An 18,707-nucleotide genomic window follows, 5' to 3' on the forward strand; every position below is an offset into this window, starting at 1 on the left:
TCATCTATCTCTTAGTCAGAAGACTAGGAGGATTTAGCATGGACGTTTTTCTCATTGAGCAGCTTCCTTAAGGACTCTTTATCTTTTTGAGATACTAAAATATAAAGGAAATCACCAGATTTTATTTCGGTTTCTCCATGCGGGCTGATGAGTCTGTCTTCTCGCACTATGGCGCTGATGGTTGCACGGGTAGGAAAAGGAATCTCGTGTAATTTTCTCCCCACGACTGCTGTATCTTCGTTCGTTTTAAACTGCACCATCTCTGCATTCGCTTTTCCAATAGAGATAAGCTCAATAGAATGATGAGGAGTATCTTTTTTAGGACCTACTAAATGAAGTTTCTTTGCCACATATGAAATTGAAGATCCTTGGATTAAAGCTGATGTTAAAACAACAAAGAAGACGACATTGAAAAATAGAACACCGTTTTCAATTCCAGCAACGATTGGAAAGGTTGCCAAAACAATAGGAACAGCCCCTCTTAAACCTGCCCAAGATAAGAACAGCCTTTCTTTCTGAGAATATTTCATGCCAAGCGTAGATAAGAAAATGGCAACAGGACGAGCAACGAACATTAACACTAGCGATATAAGGATACCGCTCAACATTACTTCGGTGGTGAATAGTTGTTCAGGGAAAACAAGTAATCCGAGAATGATGAACATTAATATCTGAGCCATCCAGGCAAACCCTTCATTAAACTGAAAGATAGAATACCGATACGTTAATTCTGAATTACCAATCACTAATGCAGCGACGTAAACTGCCAAAAACCCGCTCCCGCCTATAAATGCAGTTATACTGTACGTTAATAATGCAAAAGCAACAGAAAAAATAGGATAAAGACCACTTGATTCAAGATTAATTCGATTGATCGAGGCAGAAGCAATCTTACCTAACAAAAGACCTAACACCAACCCCGCTCCCATTTGCCAGAAAAAGTTCGGAACAAGCACCCATATACTAGTATTTTCATTGATAATAAGTTGAATGAACGAAAGGGTTAAAAAGACTGCCATTGGGTCGTTGGTTCCCGACTCTGCTTCTAATGTTGCTCCCATTTTTGCCTTAATGTTTCTCTCTTTCAATGCAGCAAAGACAGCAGCTGCATCCGTGGATCCTACAATGGCACCGAATAAGAAAGCTTCGTACCAAGTGACATCAAAAACGAGCATGGCAGCCAATGCGACGACGGAGGACGTGATCACTACTCCAAGTGTTGCTAAGGACAGGGATGGAAGGGCTACGGAACGTACGGTGGAAAATTTTGTCTGCAGTCCCCCTTCGAACAATATAATAACGAGAGCAAGTATACCAATCAGTTGGGCAATCTCTGCATTATCAAAATAAACGAGTCCGAGACCATCGCTTCCAATCATCATGCCGACTAATATAAACAGAACAAGAGCTGGAAAACCAAGTTTGTGGGAAAACTTAACTACAATGACACCGACAATTAACAAAAGTGCGGCTAATAAAACAAATGCATCATTTCCAAATGCTTCTAAAAACATATTTCGCCTCCAGTCATAAATTCACATCTATTTTCTGAGGTTCCGTTTTCTCAATTCCAATGTATTGAAGGGTTTCTGCCTGAGTCGTTTGATTGAAGCGCTTTTGAATGAGTGATATGGCTATCCCTTTGGTAAACGCATGATATCCAAAAGTTTTTCTTAATGTATGAGTACCCACTTTTCCGTCAATTCCAACAGCTTTGGCCGCGTCATTTACAATCCGGTACGCTTGCTGTCTTGTAATGGGTTTTTTCGTTCGAGGGGAGGAAAATAAGCAATCATGTTGGGAAGGCTGAACACAATGAAAGTGATATTTAAGAGCACGTTTGACTTGCTCATTTAAAAACACCGATTGATCATGTAAGGTGATAAAATGCCTTATCTCACCTGTATCATCTCTGACGTCTTCCACTTTCAGTCTTAACAATTCACTAATACGTAACCCCGTATTTATTCCTATCACAAACAATAAATAATCCCTGGAAGATTTCTTTTTCAGGTGAGTTTTCATGAGGCGAATTTTGTGAAGCTGCTTGATAGGAGCAACGTATTCCATAACAGAAACCTCCGAGTCACTTTACTTAATACTATTATATCACTTCGTTATGTAACATGGAATAAAAAATTTCTACCGGTATACGTCAAGTTTTTCAGATATAGAAAAGGCTTCTTGACATTTTTGGCTGTAGAATAAATTCAAGAATTTACTTTCTACTGGGATTATATTTAAGCTTTTCTAGGCATTTGAATGTTCTTTTCAAGCCTTACACTCTTTCTCTTCTTTCTGTCAATTAAAAATCATTATACTGTTAAAAAAAGTAAAAAAGCCTAATCCCTCTTCTGGAAGAGAAATTAGGCTTGTACCATGTCCTTTAAAGTCCATTCACAATGTTATGCGGTCGTTTTCCTTGCGCGATCATTAATGCAGTCCGAGCCGCTTTCTGCCGAAGTTCTAAAAAAGACTGTTCGGAATAAAAAGCAGTATGTGGATTAATTAGTAATCTTCCATCCAACCACTCTTCTCTGTTTCCCCAGGCTTTTATAAGTTTGTCATCTTTCGGCGGCTCATCCGGCATGACATCAAGTGCTGCGTTCGCAAGGTGTCCAGAATGAAGGGCATCATAAATGACATCCGTATGCTTTAGAATTTTACCCCTCCCTGTGTTAACAAGGGACGCCCCTTCTTTCATTTTACTAATAAATTCTTCATCGACCATTCCTGTAGTTTCTTCTGTTAATGGCGAATGAATAGACACAATATCACTCATCGCTAACAACTCATCGAGAGACTCCACCCGCGAAGAACTTAGTAATTTTTCATGGCCCCGTTCTTTGTATGGGTCAAAAAATACCGTTTGAAAATTCATGGCGTTCGCTTTTAAAATAGTACTTCCTCCAATGCGTCCAGCTCCCACAAAGCCAACGACAGTGGATGAATTCCGCTTGATTGCCGGATTGACATTCGCTTGCCATGTGTCTCGGTAAGAACGGGCACGGTAATCATAGCGTGTTACCCCTCGAGCAATGTTCATGATCATCGTGATAGCCGTATCACTTACTTCATCTGTTCCGTAATCGGGGTTGTTGCAAACGTAAATGCCTTTTTCTTTCGCATACTGCAAATCAAAGTTTTCATAACCTACTCCGAAGCGGACCATTCCGCGCAAGCGTGGATAGCGGTCGATAACATCAGGAGTGATTTGATTCCTCCACACGAGCAGGACTTCGATATCGTCGTGAGAAGTTTCTGAATAGTGTTCTCCCAATATTTTTTTCTCAATTGACAGATCCTCTCTAACGTGATCGGTTATGTATACGTTATTCATTCTAAGCCTCTCCCCCTATTTACTTCTTTCTTCTCCTTTCATGTTACCTCTTTTTGACTGAAACGACTATAGAAGATAAGGGGATCCTCTGATCAGCTCAAATAAATATATACAAAGCTGCCGATAATCGTCATGAGAACAAGCATATAAACAACCATGGCTTTACTTCCTGAAAACATTAACGTCCCCCCTGCCTCCTCATATGACTTTTTCCTTATCTCTCTGTACTCTCTTTCACACCGAACTATTTTATGGAACAATTGTAAATTTGTAAACATATCTCATGAAATTTTTCACAAAAAAATACTGCGGGAGAGAAGGGATGACTAAAAATGAGAAGGTTTCTCTCCCTGAATTAATAATAAGATGAAAGTCGAGGCACAAAAACGGAAAAAGTACTTTTCGTACGAAATCTATTAAATGCGGCCTATATTATCTGGATTTCTTTCTATCCCTGGATCTCCAGGCATCCAATTTGCCGGAACTCCTTCCCCGGTGTTACGTCCGTATTGGATGCCTTGCAGTATTCTTAATATCTCATGAGCGTTACGACCCACTTCAAGAGGGTATACTAATTTCGTTGTGATCCTCCCGTCTGGATCAATGATAAATGTGCCCCGAAAGGCAGCTCCTGTACGAGGATTCATTATTCGGTATTGCCGGCTGATCGCTTGCGTTCGGTCACTTACTAATGGATAAGACACTTGTGATGCACTCGGGGACACTTGAGTAAATATTTTATGAGAATATACACTGTCCGTACTGATCGCTAATATGTGAGCTTGTAACGATTGAAACTCAGAGTGAAGGGCAGCGACCGCTGCCAATTCAGTTGGTCAGACAAAGGTGAAGTCACTAGCGTAAAATAATAAAACCACCCATTTTCCTCTATAATCCTCTAAACGCACCGTTTTCAATGAGTCATCCACCGGATCATAGGCTTCTGCGGTAAACAAGGGCGCTCGTTCTGTTGGGAGGGCACAAAAAGGAAGCTCCTCATGATGATTGCCATCTGTATTTATCAATATTCTTTCACCTCCATCGCTTATATATATATGAATGTCTTCATGTCATCTATGAGTCCTATCCTTATCTTGATACTCGTTCAGCTTCCTGAATAAGGAAAAATGGAACTGGCAATAATGAAACAAGAAATGGATTGGAAAATGACGGAAGGAGGATAAACAGTGACCACACAGACTAGTGAATCCATGAATCATAAAAGCGTCGTTTGGGACTGGCTTACAACCGTGGATCACAAAAAAATTGCTGTTTTATACTTAGTGGCAGGAACTTTATTTTTTGTTCAGGGGGGGCTTGCTGCCCTGTTCATACGGATTCAACTTATGGTTCCTGAGAATTCTTTCATCAGTGGACAAGTGTACAATGAATTATTAACCATGCATGGAACGATCATGCTATTTTTGGCAGCCACTCCTTTACTGTTTGCGTTCATGAATTACGTCATACCGCTACAGATCGGAGCGCGTGACGTAGCGTTTCCTTTTTTGAATGCACTCGGTTTCTGGTTGTTCTTTTTTGGAGGGCTATTGCTGACTTTAAGCTGGTTTTTTGGAGGGGCTCCTGATGCAGGTTGGACCGCTTATGTGCCCTTGTCAGGAAGAGAGTATGCCCACACTGGCTTAGATTTTTATGTACTTGGTTTGCAAGTAAGTGGGTTGGGGACGCTCATCTCTGGAATTAACTTTATTGTCACCGTCATTAACATGAGAGCACCAGGAATGACTTTGCTACGTATGCCTTTGTTTTGCTGGACATCGTTTATCTCAGCTATTCTCATTGTATTTGCTTTTACTCCTCTCGCAGCTGGTTTGATGTTACTTATGTTGGACCGTTTATTTACAGGGCAATTTTTCACGGTCGACATGGGAGGAAATGTACACATTTGGCAGCATATTTTTTGGATATTCGGTCACCCTGAAGTGTATTTGCTTGTTCTCCCTGCATTTGGAATCATTTCAGAAGTGATTTCAGCCTTTTCTAGAAAACGGCTCTTCGGCTATACAGCCATGGTGATGGCTACCATTATCATTGCTTTTTTATCTTTCATGGTGTGGTTGCATCACATGTTCACCGCTGGAATCGGGCCGATTTCAAACTCTGTTTTTGCCCTCTCTACTATGGCGATTGCTGTTCCGACGGGAATCAAAATTTTTAATTGGCTGTTTACGATGTGGGGTGGAAAAGTAATATTCAATACAGCGATGCTCTGTGCTTCTTCGTTTGTTCCCACTTTTGTTCTTGGTGGAATTACTGGGGTGATGGTGGCCATGGCTCCTGTAGACTATTTATATCACGATACGTACTTTGTAGTGGCTCATTTTCATTATATTTTGATCGGCGGGATTCTTTTAGGGATCATTGCCGGCTTATACTATTGGTACCCACGGATGTTTGGTCATATGTTGAATGAAACACTTGGGAAAATTATGTTTTGGACGTATTATATTGGTTTCCATTTAACGTTTTTCGTGCAGCACATTCTCGGTTTAATTGGAATGCCTCGTCGTATTTACACATATTTGGACGGGCAAGGTTTGAACACTTACAACCTCGTATCTTCGGTAGGAACATTTTTAATGACATTTGGTATCCTTGTGTTAATTATTAATGTGATTTACTCCGCAGTAAAAGGAGAAAGAGTGACTTCTGGGGACCCATGGGACGCACGGACATTAGAATGGTCTATCCCTTCCCCCGTGCCTGAATACAACTTCGCTCAAGTCGTTAACGTCCGATCTCTAGATCCGTTCTTTTATGAAAAAGTTCATGGGGACGGTAAAATGAAACCTGCTGAGCCTATTGGTGATATCCATATGCCTAATCCTTCTATTCTTCCGCTGCTTATCTCGTTAGGATTATTCATATGGGCCGCAGGAATGATTATGATTGACATGGATTCCGTGATGATTCATCCGCTTATTGTCATTTTTGCCGGTGCTCTTCTCACTTTCGGCTCCATGGCATTCCGCTCGGTTCGTGAGGATCACGGCTGGCATGTCCCAGCAAAAACAGTGAAAGAAAACGAAAAACATAGCCGACCTTTATAAGCATAAAAATGCACCGTACAGGTTGTATCCTTGGACCTGTACGGTGCTGTCCACTTATACACCACAGGGTATAAAATGATATAAAAATTTTTATCTCCAAGCAGTCATACCGTCTTTTACATTTGTTATCTTCTGAAACCCTTTCTTTTTCAATAACTTGGCAGCTTTTTTGCTTCTCATCCCACTTTGACATATAACCATCACTTCATTATCAGGGTTCAGTTCTTCCGTCCGATGATAGAGCTCTGATAATGGAATATTACTAAAATAATTACTGTGATAAGCTTGATATTCACCCGGTGTCCGGACATCAATGCCCTGAATAGTTGATTGTTTTAAACGTTTCTTTGCTTCTTCCGTATCTATATTCATGACACCTTTGACTGGCAGGAAACGATTTAAAATAAACCAAATAAAGAAAAGAATGAATAGCCATTCCAACAATGTTTTGCTCCTCTCCCGATTCCTTTTTCCATCGTCGTTTAATTAAAAACATCTAACCAAATGTTAATAGCAGTCGCTAAAATTAATACAGCCAACAAGCCTTGTAGAATTTTCGTATTCACCTTTTGTCCTGCTTTTGCTCCTAACGGGGAGGCAAGCAAGCTGGCAACAATCATCACAACGGCTGGGATAAATAATACTTGTCCCGTCAGCACTTTTCCTGTTGTTGCTCCGATCGATGAAATAAATGTGATCGCAAGGGAAGAGGCAATCGTCATTCTTGTCGGTATCTTCAATACAACAAGCATAATTGGAACTAAGATAAATGCGCCCGCTGCTCCGACAATGCCGGCTCCGATTCCTACGATAAATGCTAAAATGGCCGCAAGCCATTTGTTAAATGTTACTTCCTCTAAAGGGATATCGTCGATTCCTTTTTTAGGAACAAACATCATCACTGCGGCAATAGTTGCTAAGCCGCCATATACAACATTAATTCCACCTTCTGACATAAACTCAGATCCGTAGCCACCGATGAAACTCCCAAGAAGAATAGCGACCCCCATGTAAAGGATGAGTGTTTTATTTAAATAGCCGCCTTTCCGATATGCCCATACCCCGCCTATTGTCGCAAACAGGACTTGAATGGCACTGATACCAGATACTTCGTGGGCTGTAAAAGTTGCCAAACCGAGTAACGGTGGAATGTATAGCAGCATAGGGTATTTGATGATAGAACCACCGATGCCGACCATGCCAGAGATGAAGGAGCCAATGAAACCAATAAGAAAAAGGACAATGAGAAATAATATGCTATATTCCATAAGCTTATCTCCTTCATTTATAAATCTTGTTCTTTTCGTGCAGTACTGTCTAGCTATAAGCACCATCAGTTAGAGGGCGCTTCAAACAGTAATGCGGCGCCAAGCCTCCTCGGCCTGCTTTTTGCTGCTTGCCGCCGAGGAGCAGGCGCCTTGCACTGTTCTATTTACGGTATAAAAAGGGCCCATCAGGTGGGCCTCTTTTTTACGCTTTTTTAATCCAGAATTTCAATACTTCGTCTTCTTCTGTGTCTTTCAGAAGTTCGTGTCCACTTGACTTCGTCCAAGCCGCTAGATCACTTTTCGCACCTTTATCTGTAGCGTGTACTTCCAACACATCCCCTGAGTTCAATTCATCCATTGCTTTCTTTGTTCTTACGATAGGCATGGGACATGCCAACCCTTTTGCATCTAATACTTTTGTTACATCCATCCTGATTCCTCCTCAAAAATAATTAAATAATTTTATCCTTCAACCGCACAGCGGTTTGGACCGGTTTCCATTTCTTTTTGTTCTTCCACTTCTGGTGTGATTTTCCCCATGTTTGTTTTCCGGATGTCCTCGTACGCATTTGGCTGTGGCGGCAGATTCTCTGTCACCATTTTTCTAAATTCATTTTCATCTTCCACTTGAAGTCCCGCATTTCGTTGGTACAGATCTCCAAGACGGGCAGATACACTTCCGCCTTTCCCCAATTCTTCCGCAAAGGAATAATGGGCCGGTAGTACAACCAAATTATCAGACAGCTCTTTATAACGACTGTACAATGTGTTACGCAAGTCTCCCACCCAGTCTTCTGCTTTTCCGGCAAGGTCCGGGCGTCCGATGGATCGGACAAACAGAATATCCCCAGTGAGAAGGTACTGATCATCAACAATTAAAGAAGTACTGCCAATAGTATGGCCTGGAGAATACAGTGGCTGCACTTGAATCGAAGTGCGTCCAACTGTTATATCTTTTCCTTCTTCTAGACCGGCGAAGTCAAAGGTAACTTCAGTGGCGTCTTTTTCAGGAAGGTAGTAGGTTCCTCCCGTTTTTTCCGCCAGCATCCGACCGCCTGAAATGTGATCAGCATGCAGATGGGTGTCGATTGTATACTTAATCTGTACCCCTCGTTCTTTTGCGAAGTCTTCATAGACGTCAATCATCCGGTTGGCATCGACTACCGCAGCTTCTCCGTCAGACTCAATAAAATAAGAGAGACAGCCTTTTCCGAGACGGACAAATTGATAGAGAGCACCGCCATCACTCAAGTCACCAATTTTTACCGGCTCTAAGTGCTCACTCCAGGCTTTCATACCTCCTTCTAGGTTATACACCTGGCTGAAACCAGCTTCTTCCATCATGTCGGCGATCATTTCAGAAGAACCGCCCTTAGCACACACCGCAATAATTTCCTGATCTTTATCCAATTTGTCTACCACGGGATCTACACTGTCTAATAAATTGAAATAAGGCTCATTGATCACTTCCACATTTTCGCCTTCAATCTTCCAATTATCAAACTCATCTGTATTTCTCACATCTAAAATCAGTGTCTTTTCATTGTTAATTATTTTTTTCGCTAACTCTTTTGTCGCTACGGATTGTGACATTCCGGTTTTCCCTCCCTTAGTTAAAATGACAAGGTAATGTGTGCATCTTTGGCGAAGTCGATGAAGGTTGCTGCTCCACCCACTTCAATTCCATCCACAAAATCATCTTTCTCCAAGCTCATGACATCCATCGTCATTTGGCAGGCGATCATTTTTATATTTAATTCTTCCGCCATGCTGACTAACTCTTCTATTGATGGGACATTCGCTTTTTGAAATCCTTCTTGAAAATGCTCTTTTCCTTCAGGAAGCGGCAAGTTTTTATGCGCTTCTTTGTGAATCAAGTTCAATCCCTCGAACGTAAAGAAGATTCCTACCTCTGCATCAGATGCTGCGGCAGCACTTGCTACATTAAATACTTTGTACGCGTCAAACAAAGATCCATTTGCTGCGATAATCGCTACTTTCGTGTTTGCCATTCTACTTCCTCCTCTATTTTATTGATTGTTATTAGTTGGTCCGTCCCACTCTGCCATACCTGGGACCACGTTTTTTACTTTTTTGTATCCTTTGTCGGTTAACTTTTGAGACGCCAAATCACTTCGGTTTCCTGTCCGGCAAATGACGTGAACATCTTTATCTTGATCGATTTCATTCATTCTTTCTTCTAGCTCACCAAGCGGTACATTGATGGCGCCAGGAATATGGCCAAATGCAAATTCCGCCGGCTCCCGCACATCCAAAATCGTGATCTCTTCCTCTCCTTCGATTTTGTTCTGAAGGTCTTTGAGATTGATAACATCTTCATGTTTCTTTTCTTCTTTTGCTTCTTCTTCACTAGCTTTCCGTACGTAGTGCTTCAGGACTTCCCCTTCTTCGACAGTACCAAGGTATTGATGACCCGTGCTCTCTGCCCACGCTTTTAAGTCAGCTGTTGATCCTTTATCTGTCGCCTGCACTTCCATAACTTGGCCGGGTTCTAAATCAGTCATCGCCTTTTTAGTCCGGACAATCGGCATCGGACAAGCCAATCCTTTTGCATCCAGTGTTTCATTTGCAGTAATTTCCATTGTACATTCCTCCTATTTCTCTACTTCATCTTCCCACTCAAGCATGCCGCCATTGACATTTGTTACGTTATAACCTTTTTCAGATAAGAACATTGCCGCTTTTCCACTACGATTTCCAGAGCGGCACACCATATAGTAGTGTTTGTTCTTATCTATTTCATTTACCCGGCCCGGTATTTGACCGAGCGGAATATGATGTGCTCCGGGGATTTTCCCTTGAGCGACCTCTTCATTTTCCCGAACATCAATGATCTCTACATCTTTTTCGTTTTTTAATTTCTTTTTTAACTCTTTCATATCCACTTCACTCATGAATTTCTAACCTCCTGTTTGTCCTTATCCTACCCTTGCTTACAAGTTTCTACTTCTATAATAGTAGTACCCGTACATGTATATAGTTAATCAAAAATTTTTAAATAAACAGTGTAATGTTTCCTTCTTCTGATTCGCCAATATAAGCCGCAACACCGCCATATTCGATGTTGTCGAGTAATTCTTCTTTTTGAAGACCAAGCAAATCCATTGTCATCGTACATGCTAGCAGTTTGATATCCTGTTCTTGGGCCATTTCCACGAGCTGCGGGAGTGGCATCGCATTATGCTTTTTAATCACATTTTTAATCATTTTTGGACCCATTCCTAAATAGTTCATTTTCGAGAGCCCCATTTTATCAGCACCTCTCGGCATCATTTTCCCAAACATCTTTTCCATAAAGCCTTTCTTCACTGGGACGTGATTCTCTTTACGAAGAGCATTCAACCCCCAAAATGTATGGAAAATAGTGACGTCATGATCATAAGCGGCCGCTCCGTTTGCAATAATGTAAGCAGCCATTGCTTTATCATAATCACCGCTAAATAAAATAATCGTTGTTTTCTTTTTCTCAGACATTAATATACTCCCTTTCTTTTTGTTTTACCATTACCCCTTAGGGTATGTCAATCGATAAAAAAATATAGTCCTATCTGCTTTTTACTAAAAGATCCACTGCTTCTTTAATGAGGTTTTCCGAGCTGTCTCCATTTTCTTGTTCCTCGCGAATGCAGTGTTCAAGATTCTTGCTGACAATGAGGGCTGCTGTACGGTCTAACGCGCTCCGTACTGCCGATACTTGAGTAACAACATCCCGGCACTCTTTTTCCTCTTCCATCATCTTCAACAAGCCTCTGACCTGACCCTCAATACGCTTAATTCTATTTTTTATTTCGTTATCGAATTCCATTTTATTCACCTCTCGGATAACGATATTGTATTCTTGCTGTTTTCTTTACTGAACTCAGTATATACCCCCTAAGGTATAATGTCAACATTATCTTTTATTTTATTTTCAAATTCTCCATCGTAATGAATTTCATTATCATTTACTTAATATAATTATCAATTATATTGACTTAACCTTTATAATTACCTATTATTTAGTTAATGTATTAATAATTATTTTAATTAAAAGAAAGGGGTATCATGTGAAACAATATGATTATCATCATCTCGCACATGTAAAAACACAGAAGCACTCTAAAAAAGCTTTATGGATCACGCTTCTCTTAACTTTTTTTTTCACGTTGGTAGAGATTGTAGGAGGCATTTTATCCAACTCTCTTGCGCTATTATCTGATTCAGCTCACATGATTTCTGATGTGTTGGCATTAGGATTAAGTATGACAGCGATCCACATGGCGGCTAGGAATCCGACAAAAACATACACATTTGGATTTCTTCGTTTCGAGATTATTGCCTCTTTTATCAATGGTCTTGCTTTAGTTATCATTGCAATTGGCATTTTTATAGAAGGAATTAGACGTATCCTTTATCCCGAAACAATTGACCTTCCATTCATGTTAACAGTTGCCACTATCGGGTTAATTGTTAATATCGTTCTCACCTATGTACTAAGCCGCAGTACGAGACATGAGGAAAATTTAAATATTAAAAGTGCACTTTGGCATTTTATAGGAGATCTTCTTAGCTCTATCGGGATCATCATTGCAGCTGGGTTGATTTATCTCACAGGTATATCCCTCTTTGATCCAATTATAAGTTTGATTATTGGCGTGATCATTTTCTCTGGCGGCTTCAAGATTCTTCGGGAATCTTATTTTATTTTGATGGAAGCTGTGCCGGAAAAGTTTGATTTAGAAGAAATAAGAAATGAGATAAAACGCGTAGATGGTGTGCAAGACGTGCATGATATGCATTTGTGGACAGTAACGACTGATCACTTTTCCCTCACTGCTCACATTTTTCTTCAATCTGACTATAATCATTTTCGTACAGTTTCAACGATCAACCAAGTACTCGAGGAGAAATATGGGTTACGACATAACACGATTCAAGTGGAACATCCTGATGTTAATGAACACGGTGAATATGGCAAGAGTTAAAATAACAGACCAAAAGGGGTTGTATCAATAGGCCGAGGATGACCTGTTGACACAACCCCATTGTTTTTCATTTATCCTGTATTTTTCTCTTTTTATGGTCATATTCCTCTTCCGAAATCTCACCTTGAACAAATCGTTCATCTAATTGTTTCATTACGTCGTTTTGATGAACAGCCATGCTTGATTTTTTATCGGATCTCATCAACCAGACGACTGCAATAATAGTGATCAAGGCTACGAGAATCCAGAACAATCCCATCCCATAAAAGCCGCTTCCTATTCCCATTCCGTATCCATGCATCATTCCATGCATCATTTGTCTCTCCTCCTTTGCTCAATCCTATTTCTCATTCCTCACAATGAGAACATCGCAAGGAGCCGTCCGTGTAATCGCTTCGGAGACGCTTCCGATTAATAATCGTTCGACTGCATTTAAACCGGTAGCTCCGGAAACGATCAAATCGGCTTCAAATCGTAATGCTAGTGTTTTAGGGATAACGACACGCGGGGACCCGAACTCAAGAACTGTCTTAACGGCAGTAACTCCTTTGTATTGAGCTTCCTCTTTGTAACCATTCAGAAGTTCATCTCCGTACTTTTCTGCTTGGGAAACAATCATTCGATCATACTGTTCAATGGTTGCGAATGTGCGACTGTCCACAACGTGAGCAATAATGAGCTCTGCGTCATGCATCGCTGCAAGCTCTGATGCTTTTTGAAACGCCCTTTTACCTTCATCGGATCCGTCTACCGCAACGAGAATGTTATTGTATTTTTTCATTTTTATTCCTCCCGGCCTGATATTGACTTTCTATACTTTTATTGTACCTGGTAGACAGCTCGTTCGGTATCAGGACTTTCCCCTATTTTTATCAGGATTAGAATGAAAAAAACCCTGAAGCCGTCCTTCGACTCCAGGGACACCACCTATCTTCAGTTGCGCACGATTAATACATCACAAGGTGCTTTTCGTGCAATGGACTCCGAGACACTGCCGATCATCATACGTTCCACTGCATTTAAACCAGTGGCTCCCGCTATGATTAGATCTACTTTGTATTCAACTGCAATATTTTTCGGAAGTCGTGCTCGAGGAGAGCCATAATCCATGACTGTTTTTACATCTTCCACCCCATACTTCGTGGCTTTCTCCTTATAATCGGCGAGTAGGCTTTCTCCATGTTTTTCTGCTTGTTCGAGGAAAGAGCGGTCATACTGTTGGATCGTTGTATAAGCTCTACTATCAATCACATGTGCAATAATAAGTTTCGCTTTGTTATTCGCTGCTGTCTCCATTGCTTTTTGAAACGCCTTGTCAGATTCATTTGATCCGTCTACTGCCACGAGAATAGTTTCATATTGGCTCATTTTATAGGTCCCCCTTAAATGAATAATTGCTTTTCTTACTTTCTATCTTACGTGTTCATTTATTCGAAAGCTATCAGGAGATTCCCCTATTTCCTTCTCGAATGGAAGAATCTTATCTTTTTCTGTAAAATAAGGGGAGAAAACAAAGGAAAAAGGAGAATGGCATGGACGATACATATCATAGAGCTTGGAAGGAATGGGGACAAGTTGCCCAATTAGTGATTGATAACATGCTGGATGGAATTGTCACGATTAATCGGCACGGTATCATCGAGTCATTCAATCCCGCTGCGGAAAAGATGTTTGGTTATTCGGCAGAGGAAATGATCGGCAAGACAGTCAATCATCTCATGCCGGAACCGTATAAAAGTGAGCATGACAGCTACATCGACAACTACATCAACACCGGAGAAGCAAAAATTATTGGCATTGGAAGAGAAGTAACAGGTAAACGCAAAGATGGATCTACGTTTCCGATGGATTTAGCTGTCACGGAATTCTTCATTGGTGAGAATATTCATTTCATAGGAATTGTGAAAGACCTCACCGAAAGAAAAGAAACAGAGTCTGCTTTAGAAAGTGCGTTACGTAACAACTTTGAACATACAGTAAAAAATCTCCAAAATCTTATTTTTAAATTAACGAAAAACGAGAAAGGAGAGATCCTCTATACGTTAATGGAAGGTCAGAATGCCCAAGATATAGGCCTGACAACCGATCATATAAAGAACAAAACCTCCACTGACCTTTTTCCCAGTGACATGGCGAGCGACTTGCACTCCTATCACAAACAGGCTTTCCTTGGCAAAAACGTAAATTATGAATGGTCCTATGCTGGCAAAGTGTTTTATATTTCTCTTTCTCCAATGATAGAGAATGGGAGTGTGCAGGAAGTAGTTGGATCAGGAATCGATATAACGGATAGAAAAAAAATGGAAGAAGCCCTTGCTCTAACTCGTGACCAAGCGTTAGAAGCTTCGGAATTGAAATCCCAATTTCTTGCAAACATGAGCCACGAAATTCGCACTCCTATGAATGGCATCATAGGTATGGCTGACCTGTTGATGGATACATCGTTAAATGAGGAACAGCGGGAATATATGAATATCATTCAGCAGTCTTCTCAAGCGTTATTAAATATTATCAATGATATCTTGGATTATTCGAAAATGGAAGCTGGCAAAATGACCATTGAACGTGTCTCCTTATCCCCTACTCCATTAGTAGAAGGAATAGCTGAGATTTTATTACCCAAAGCTCGTCATAAGCAAATTTCGCTCTTAACCTATATTGATCCTTCTATTCCTACGCACGTGTTAGGGGATCCCGGTCGGTTACGACAAGTCCTGTTAAATTTGGCAGATAATGCAATTAAATTTACCGAAACAGGCAATGTCCTCATTAGAGCCACGTTAGGCAAAAAAGAGGAGAATTCAGTCTCGATTCACTTTGCTGTCATTGATACTGGCGTCGGGCTCACCATAGAAGAGCAGGAGCGTCTTTTCCAACCATTTACCCAGTCTGATGGCTCGACTACTCGTAAATACGGAGGGACCGGCCTTGGATTAGCAATATCAAAACGTCTCGTGGAGTTAATGGATGGGGAAATCGGAGTAGAAAGTGAGAAAAACCAAGGTTCCACGTTTTGGTTTCATTTGTCTTTTCCTATATCCGAAGCACCTTCCTCGAGGGACGAAACCTCAAACACGTCACTCGAAAACTTACGTGTATTAATTGTCGATGATTATCAAGAGGAACGCGAGATTTTAGAGAAATACGTCAGCTCTTGGGGAATGGTAAATACAAGTGTGGAAAACGGGATTGATGCGTTAGCGGAATTGCAGAGAAAAGCACTTCAAAATACTCCTTATGATTTGGCGATCGTCCATTTAGATAATCCGAGCATGGACCACACGATGTTTTCTCAAATCGTCAGGCAGAATCCTAATTTCTCTAAGTTACATCTCCTTCTCATTTATGATTTTAATGACAAAGAAAAGGACGTTCAAGCCTCTAGCTATGACGCATATTTATCGAAACCAGTAAAGCAATCACAACTGTTTGATTGTATTGCTGATGTCGTCCGCCCTATTCCGGAGCATCCATCGATCGAAAAAAATGAAGACGATCAAACAGAAACAAAACAAGTAATTCAGAAAAACGAAAAGCATCCTATCTTACTTGTAGAAGACAACCCGATGAACAGAAAAGTCGCTTATTTTCAACTGAAAAAATTAGGATATTCAGCGGATGCTGTAACAAATGGCCGGGAAGCTGTAGAAAAAGTGTCTGAACAAGATTACGCCCTACTATTTATGGATATACAAATGCCTGAAATGGATGGTATTCAAGCCACTAAAACAATTCGCAGCTTAGGAAAGCGCATGCCCATCATTGCGATGACAGCTAATGCTATGAAAAGGGATCGTGAGACATACTTAGAAGCCGGCATGGATGATTACTTAAGCAAGCCTGTAAAAGTGGAAAAACTTAAAGAGGTATTAGAACAATGGATGCCAAAGGAAAATGCGTCCTCTGTATCCATTACGGAATCACAAGACACATCAAGTGTGAAACGAGAGACACCACCTATTTCGATCGACTCCCTTATAGAACGGTACGGAGAAGAAGAAATGGTATATGAACTGCTGGAGATGTTTCTCTCCACCACTCCTGATGTATTAAAACAATTAAACGAACAAATAGAAGAAAAAGAAGCACAGAAAACAGCTGAAACAGCTCATAGCATGAAAGGGTCCGCTGCCGTCTTGTATGCAGAACATTTTACCGAATTGACCAAAGAAATCGAATACGCCGCAAAACAACAAGACTGGATCGCCGTTCATGAACTTTTCGGACAGCTGAAGCAGCACTATCAAGACATAGAGACGTATGTGAAACAGTATTTACATTAAGCCAAGAAACCACTGTGACAAACAAGTAAATAGCCACAGTGGTTTCTTATAACATGATGAATGGATGTGCTTTCTTAGTATAGAACAAAAAGAGAAGTACGGTCCTTTCCTTTATGTCACGACCGCATGAAGACAGTGAGAAAACGATTAAACCTGTATATGGTAGTATCGGGTCAGCATTCCTCCGCAAAGAAGTTAATTTCCCTATCATCACAAAAACAACGACTAAGATATAAATACAACAGGACAGTTTACTTTATTCTTCATTAATGTTTTTGTCTCTTCTTGAACAGGTGGATATGCTACCAACAAATCATAGGACTGAAATTTAGTTAAGAGGGAAATTTCCTGAACAGTGTTTCCCATTTGTACAATCACCTGATGGGAGATCTCCCATGTATCCAAATAGTCCTCCGCTTTCTGAAAGAGAGTCACGCTCGAACGCCAAGTATCTTCAATTTTCACACTTTCTAGACAAGTATCCGTGAGGTATTTGGAGACAGAACAAACATAGAGAAAGGTAACGGTTGTTTGTTTTGGATTTTCTATCTGGTTCACAACATATCGCGCAGCCTCGGATGCGTCCTTTTCATTCTCAGCGTACACCAATATATTTCGGTACATGGCTGACTCCTCCTTGTTGAGCACTCCGGGTCTCGATTGACATACTCGTCCCTGTCGGCATTCCCGTTTTTCTCAGAGGACGGAAAGCATGTCTCGCTTATATTTTAGTATAAGCGAGAGAGAGATAAAAAAATATCAGGGCTTCCCCTGATATTTGTTCCTCCGATCACTCTAGATGAAGGAGACCTTTCTTCATCGCATACGCTACAAGTTCATGTCTTTTTCTAAGTCCTAATTTATCCATAATCTTGCTTTTGTGACTTTCTACTGTTTTCACACTGATAAACAAAAGCTCTGCAATCTCTTTGTTACTATAGCCTTTTGCAATATATACCAAAATTTCTTCTTCTCGGTCACTTAATAAGTGATACGTAGAAAGGTCTTCCCCTCTCTCAACACGCTCTAAAAAATCTTCTACAAGAGACTTTGCAGCCGAAGGGTATAAATACGCTTCCCCTCTCGCTACCGCTTCAATGGCTGCCAGCAAATCAGAATCCAAAGCATTTTTCAATATGTACCCCGATGCTCCCGCTTGCAGGACACGGAACAATGATTCTTCATCATCATACATCGTAAGGATCAATACATGAAGGTCAGGAAATGATTTTTTTAATTCCTTCGTCGCTTCTAATCCATTTTTTCCTGGAGGCATACTTAAATCCATAATAACAAGGTCCGGATGATGGGCAAGTGCTTTCTCGATTGCTTCTTGTCCGTCGGCCGCTTCCGCAATGACTTCGATGTGGTCTTCTTTCGTAAGAAGCATTTTCACGCCTGTGCGGACAATCGCGTGGTCGTCTACGATTAATGTTCGAATGGATTGCTTCATAGAAAATGTAGGCCCCCCCACTCTCATAATAGTTCTAGTTTAACATTTTTCCAGTTAATAAGCATGGTGAAGAAAAGGGTAACCTTTACGTCGAGAAGCCCCAGAGCTTTCGGAGAGAGCCGAAAAAAATGCAACACTGTTTATAGGAGGCACATCATGATTTCGTGAACACAAAAAAACCGCCAGATCATAATCTGACGGCTTTCTCTCTTGCCTGGCAACGTCCTACTTTCACAAAGGGTTGCCCCTTCATTATCATCGGCGCTGAAGAGCTTAACTTCCGTGTTCGGCATGGGAACGGGTGGAA

The 18,707-nt window shown here is 40.9% G+C and carries 21 protein-coding genes and 1 rRNA gene; 3 read left to right on the forward strand and 19 right to left on the reverse strand.

Annotation, left to right across the window (positions count from 1 at the left end):
- Positions 1-23 precede the first annotated feature (23 nt).
- From BM095_RS14260 to BM095_RS14275, 4 genes are all read right to left on the reverse strand, one after another.
- Positions 24-1,514 carry a potassium/proton antiporter gene (locus tag BM095_RS14260; protein WP_091663294.1) on the reverse strand — a complete coding sequence of 497 codons (1,491 nt, stop codon included), beginning with the start codon at positions 1,512-1,514 and terminating at the stop codon, positions 24-26.
- A 13-nt stretch (positions 1,515-1,527) separates the two neighbouring features.
- Positions 1,528-2,070, reverse strand: coding sequence for a tyrosine-type recombinase/integrase (locus BM095_RS14265; protein ID WP_091663296.1), 543 nt, complete (start codon positions 2,068-2,070; stop codon positions 1,528-1,530).
- Between the two features lie 316 nt (positions 2,071-2,386).
- A complete protein-coding gene (locus BM095_RS14270) occupies positions 2,387-3,340 on the reverse strand; it encodes a C-terminal binding protein (protein WP_091663299.1) in 954 nt (317 codons plus the stop codon).
- Positions 3,341-3,756: 416 nt separating this feature from the next.
- A complete protein-coding gene (locus BM095_RS14275; RefSeq protein ID WP_245757930.1) occupies positions 3,757-4,362 on the reverse strand; it encodes a peroxiredoxin in 606 nt (201 codons plus the stop codon).
- Positions 4,363-4,551: 189 nt separating this feature from the next.
- On the opposite strand from BM095_RS14275, the gene BM095_RS14285 reads away from it, so the two are divergent.
- Entirely contained in the window at positions 4,552-6,411 is a 1,860-nt protein-coding gene (locus tag BM095_RS14285) for a cytochrome c oxidase subunit I (protein WP_091663366.1), read from the forward strand.
- Between the two features lie 90 nt (positions 6,412-6,501).
- On the opposite strand, the gene BM095_RS14290 is transcribed toward BM095_RS14285, so the two are convergent.
- The 9 genes from BM095_RS14290 to BM095_RS14330 all read right to left on the reverse strand — a co-directional run bounded on the left by BM095_RS14290 (position 6,502) and on the right by BM095_RS14330 (position 11,505).
- Positions 6,502-6,855: a rhodanese-like domain-containing protein gene (locus BM095_RS14290; protein WP_245757929.1), complete on the reverse strand. Its 354-nt coding sequence runs from the start codon at positions 6,853-6,855 to the stop codon at positions 6,502-6,504.
- A gap of 38 nt (positions 6,856-6,893) precedes the next feature.
- Positions 6,894-7,679, reverse strand: coding sequence for a sulfite exporter TauE/SafE family protein (locus tag BM095_RS14295; protein ID WP_091663305.1), 786 nt, complete (start codon positions 7,677-7,679; stop codon positions 6,894-6,896).
- Between the two features lie 202 nt (positions 7,680-7,881).
- Entirely contained in the window at positions 7,882-8,109 is a 228-nt protein-coding gene (locus tag BM095_RS14300; protein ID WP_091663307.1) for a sulfurtransferase TusA family protein, read from the reverse strand.
- A 32-nt stretch (positions 8,110-8,141) separates the two neighbouring features.
- Positions 8,142-9,272, reverse strand: a complete 1,131-nt coding sequence (locus BM095_RS14305) for an MBL fold metallo-hydrolase (protein ID WP_091663310.1) — start codon at positions 9,270-9,272, stop codon at positions 8,142-8,144.
- A 20-nt stretch (positions 9,273-9,292) separates the two neighbouring features.
- Positions 9,293-9,691, reverse strand: a complete 399-nt coding sequence (locus BM095_RS14310) for a DsrE/DsrF/DrsH-like family protein (protein ID WP_091663311.1) — start codon at positions 9,689-9,691, stop codon at positions 9,293-9,295.
- A gap of 18 nt (positions 9,692-9,709) precedes the next feature.
- Complete coding sequence (locus BM095_RS14315; RefSeq protein ID WP_091663315.1) at positions 9,710-10,282, reverse strand: sulfurtransferase TusA family protein; 573 nt, start codon at positions 10,280-10,282, stop codon at positions 9,710-9,712.
- A 12-nt stretch (positions 10,283-10,294) separates the two neighbouring features.
- Positions 10,295-10,594: a rhodanese-like domain-containing protein gene (locus BM095_RS14320; RefSeq protein WP_091663318.1), complete on the reverse strand. Its 300-nt coding sequence runs from the start codon at positions 10,592-10,594 to the stop codon at positions 10,295-10,297.
- A 100-nt stretch (positions 10,595-10,694) separates the two neighbouring features.
- Complete coding sequence (locus BM095_RS14325; RefSeq protein ID WP_091663321.1) at positions 10,695-11,174, reverse strand: DsrE/DsrF/DrsH-like family protein; 480 nt, start codon at positions 11,172-11,174, stop codon at positions 10,695-10,697.
- Between the two features lie 70 nt (positions 11,175-11,244).
- On the reverse strand, positions 11,245-11,505 hold the full coding sequence (locus tag BM095_RS14330; RefSeq protein ID WP_091663324.1) for a metal-sensitive transcriptional regulator: 261 nt from the start codon (positions 11,503-11,505) through the stop codon (positions 11,245-11,247).
- Positions 11,506-11,746: 241 nt separating this feature from the next.
- Here BM095_RS14330 and BM095_RS14335 point away from each other — a divergent pair, with 241 nt between their 5' ends.
- Positions 11,747-12,664, forward strand: coding sequence for a cation diffusion facilitator family transporter (locus BM095_RS14335; protein WP_091663326.1), 918 nt, complete (start codon positions 11,747-11,749; stop codon positions 12,662-12,664).
- A 67-nt stretch (positions 12,665-12,731) separates the two neighbouring features.
- Here BM095_RS14335 and BM095_RS14340 read toward each other — a convergent pair whose 3' ends face one another.
- From BM095_RS14340 to BM095_RS14350, 3 genes are all read right to left on the reverse strand, one after another.
- Positions 12,732-12,980, reverse strand: a complete 249-nt coding sequence (locus tag BM095_RS14340) for an SHOCT domain-containing protein (protein ID WP_091663328.1) — start codon at positions 12,978-12,980, stop codon at positions 12,732-12,734.
- Positions 12,981-13,004: 24 nt separating this feature from the next.
- Entirely contained in the window at positions 13,005-13,445 is a 441-nt protein-coding gene (locus BM095_RS14345) for a universal stress protein (RefSeq protein WP_091663331.1), read from the reverse strand.
- A gap of 152 nt (positions 13,446-13,597) precedes the next feature.
- The gene (locus BM095_RS14350) at positions 13,598-14,032 is read right to left on the reverse strand and encodes a universal stress protein (protein WP_091663333.1); all 435 of its coding nucleotides are present in this window, start codon (positions 14,030-14,032) and stop codon (positions 13,598-13,600) included.
- A gap of 164 nt (positions 14,033-14,196) precedes the next feature.
- On the opposite strand from BM095_RS14350, the gene BM095_RS14355 reads away from it, so the two are divergent.
- Positions 14,197-16,947 (forward strand): PAS domain S-box protein, encoded by a 2,751-nt coding sequence (locus tag BM095_RS14355; protein WP_091663336.1) that lies wholly within the window; start codon positions 14,197-14,199, stop codon positions 16,945-16,947.
- A gap of 225 nt (positions 16,948-17,172) precedes the next feature.
- Here the strand turns inward: BM095_RS14355 and BM095_RS14360 are convergent, their stop codons facing one another.
- The 3 genes from BM095_RS14360 to rrf form a co-directional block, all read right to left on the reverse strand.
- Positions 17,173-17,571, reverse strand: coding sequence for a universal stress protein (locus tag BM095_RS14360; protein WP_091663339.1), 399 nt, complete (start codon positions 17,569-17,571; stop codon positions 17,173-17,175).
- A 166-nt stretch (positions 17,572-17,737) separates the two neighbouring features.
- Positions 17,738-18,400: a response regulator gene (locus BM095_RS14365; RefSeq protein WP_091663341.1), complete on the reverse strand. Its 663-nt coding sequence runs from the start codon at positions 18,398-18,400 to the stop codon at positions 17,738-17,740.
- Between the two features lie 212 nt (positions 18,401-18,612).
- Positions 18,613-18,707 (reverse strand): 5S ribosomal RNA (gene rrf, locus BM095_RS14370); the annotation flags it as partial.

Source organism: Alteribacillus iranensis (assembly GCF_900113025.1).
GTDB lineage: Bacteria > Bacillota > Bacilli > Bacillales > Marinococcaceae > Alteribacillus_A > Alteribacillus_A iranensis.

What these genes read in the sequence shown, in the direction of transcription:
- BM095_RS14260 (WP_091663294.1), bottom strand. Translation starts at nt 1,514, where the DNA reads ATGTTTTTAGAAGCATTTGGAAATGATGCATTTGTTTTATTAGCCGCA.
- BM095_RS14265 (WP_091663296.1), bottom strand. Translation starts at nt 2,070, where the DNA reads ATGGAATACGTTGCTCCTATCAAGCAGCTTCACAAAATTCGCCTCATG.
- BM095_RS14270 (WP_091663299.1), bottom strand. Translation starts at nt 3,340, where the DNA reads ATGAATAACGTATACATAACCGATCACGTTAGAGAGGATCTGTCAATT.
- BM095_RS14285 (WP_091663366.1), top strand. Translation starts at nt 4,552, where the DNA reads ATGAATCATAAAAGCGTCGTTTGGGACTGGCTTACAACCGTGGATCAC.
- BM095_RS14295 (WP_091663305.1), bottom strand. Translation starts at nt 7,679, where the DNA reads ATGGAATATAGCATATTATTTCTCATTGTCCTTTTTCTTATTGGTTTC.
- BM095_RS14300 (WP_091663307.1), bottom strand. Translation starts at nt 8,109, where the DNA reads ATGGATGTAACAAAAGTATTAGATGCAAAAGGGTTGGCATGTCCCATG.
- BM095_RS14305 (WP_091663310.1), bottom strand. Translation starts at nt 9,272, where the DNA reads ATGTCACAATCCGTAGCGACAAAAGAGTTAGCGAAAAAAATAATTAAC.
- BM095_RS14310 (WP_091663311.1), bottom strand. Translation starts at nt 9,691, where the DNA reads ATGGCAAACACGAAAGTAGCGATTATCGCAGCAAATGGATCTTTGTTT.
- BM095_RS14315 (WP_091663315.1), bottom strand. Translation starts at nt 10,282, where the DNA reads ATGGAAATTACTGCAAATGAAACACTGGATGCAAAAGGATTGGCTTGT.
- BM095_RS14320 (WP_091663318.1), bottom strand. Translation starts at nt 10,594, where the DNA reads ATGAGTGAAGTGGATATGAAAGAGTTAAAAAAGAAATTAAAAAACGAA.
- BM095_RS14325 (WP_091663321.1), bottom strand. Translation starts at nt 11,174, where the DNA reads ATGTCTGAGAAAAAGAAAACAACGATTATTTTATTTAGCGGTGATTAT.
- BM095_RS14330 (WP_091663324.1), bottom strand. Translation starts at nt 11,505, where the DNA reads ATGGAATTCGATAACGAAATAAAAAATAGAATTAAGCGTATTGAGGGT.
- BM095_RS14340 (WP_091663328.1), bottom strand. Translation starts at nt 12,980, where the DNA reads ATGATGCATGGAATGATGCATGGATACGGAATGGGAATAGGAAGCGGC.
- BM095_RS14345 (WP_091663331.1), bottom strand. Translation starts at nt 13,445, where the DNA reads ATGAAAAAATACAATAACATTCTCGTTGCGGTAGACGGATCCGATGAA.
- BM095_RS14350 (WP_091663333.1), bottom strand. Translation starts at nt 14,032, where the DNA reads ATGAGCCAATATGAAACTATTCTCGTGGCAGTAGACGGATCAAATGAA.
- BM095_RS14355 (WP_091663336.1), top strand. Translation starts at nt 14,197, where the DNA reads ATGGACGATACATATCATAGAGCTTGGAAGGAATGGGGACAAGTTGCC.
- BM095_RS14360 (WP_091663339.1), bottom strand. Translation starts at nt 17,571, where the DNA reads ATGTACCGAAATATATTGGTGTACGCTGAGAATGAAAAGGACGCATCC.
- BM095_RS14365 (WP_091663341.1), bottom strand. Translation starts at nt 18,400, where the DNA reads ATGAAGCAATCCATTCGAACATTAATCGTAGACGACCACGCGATTGTC.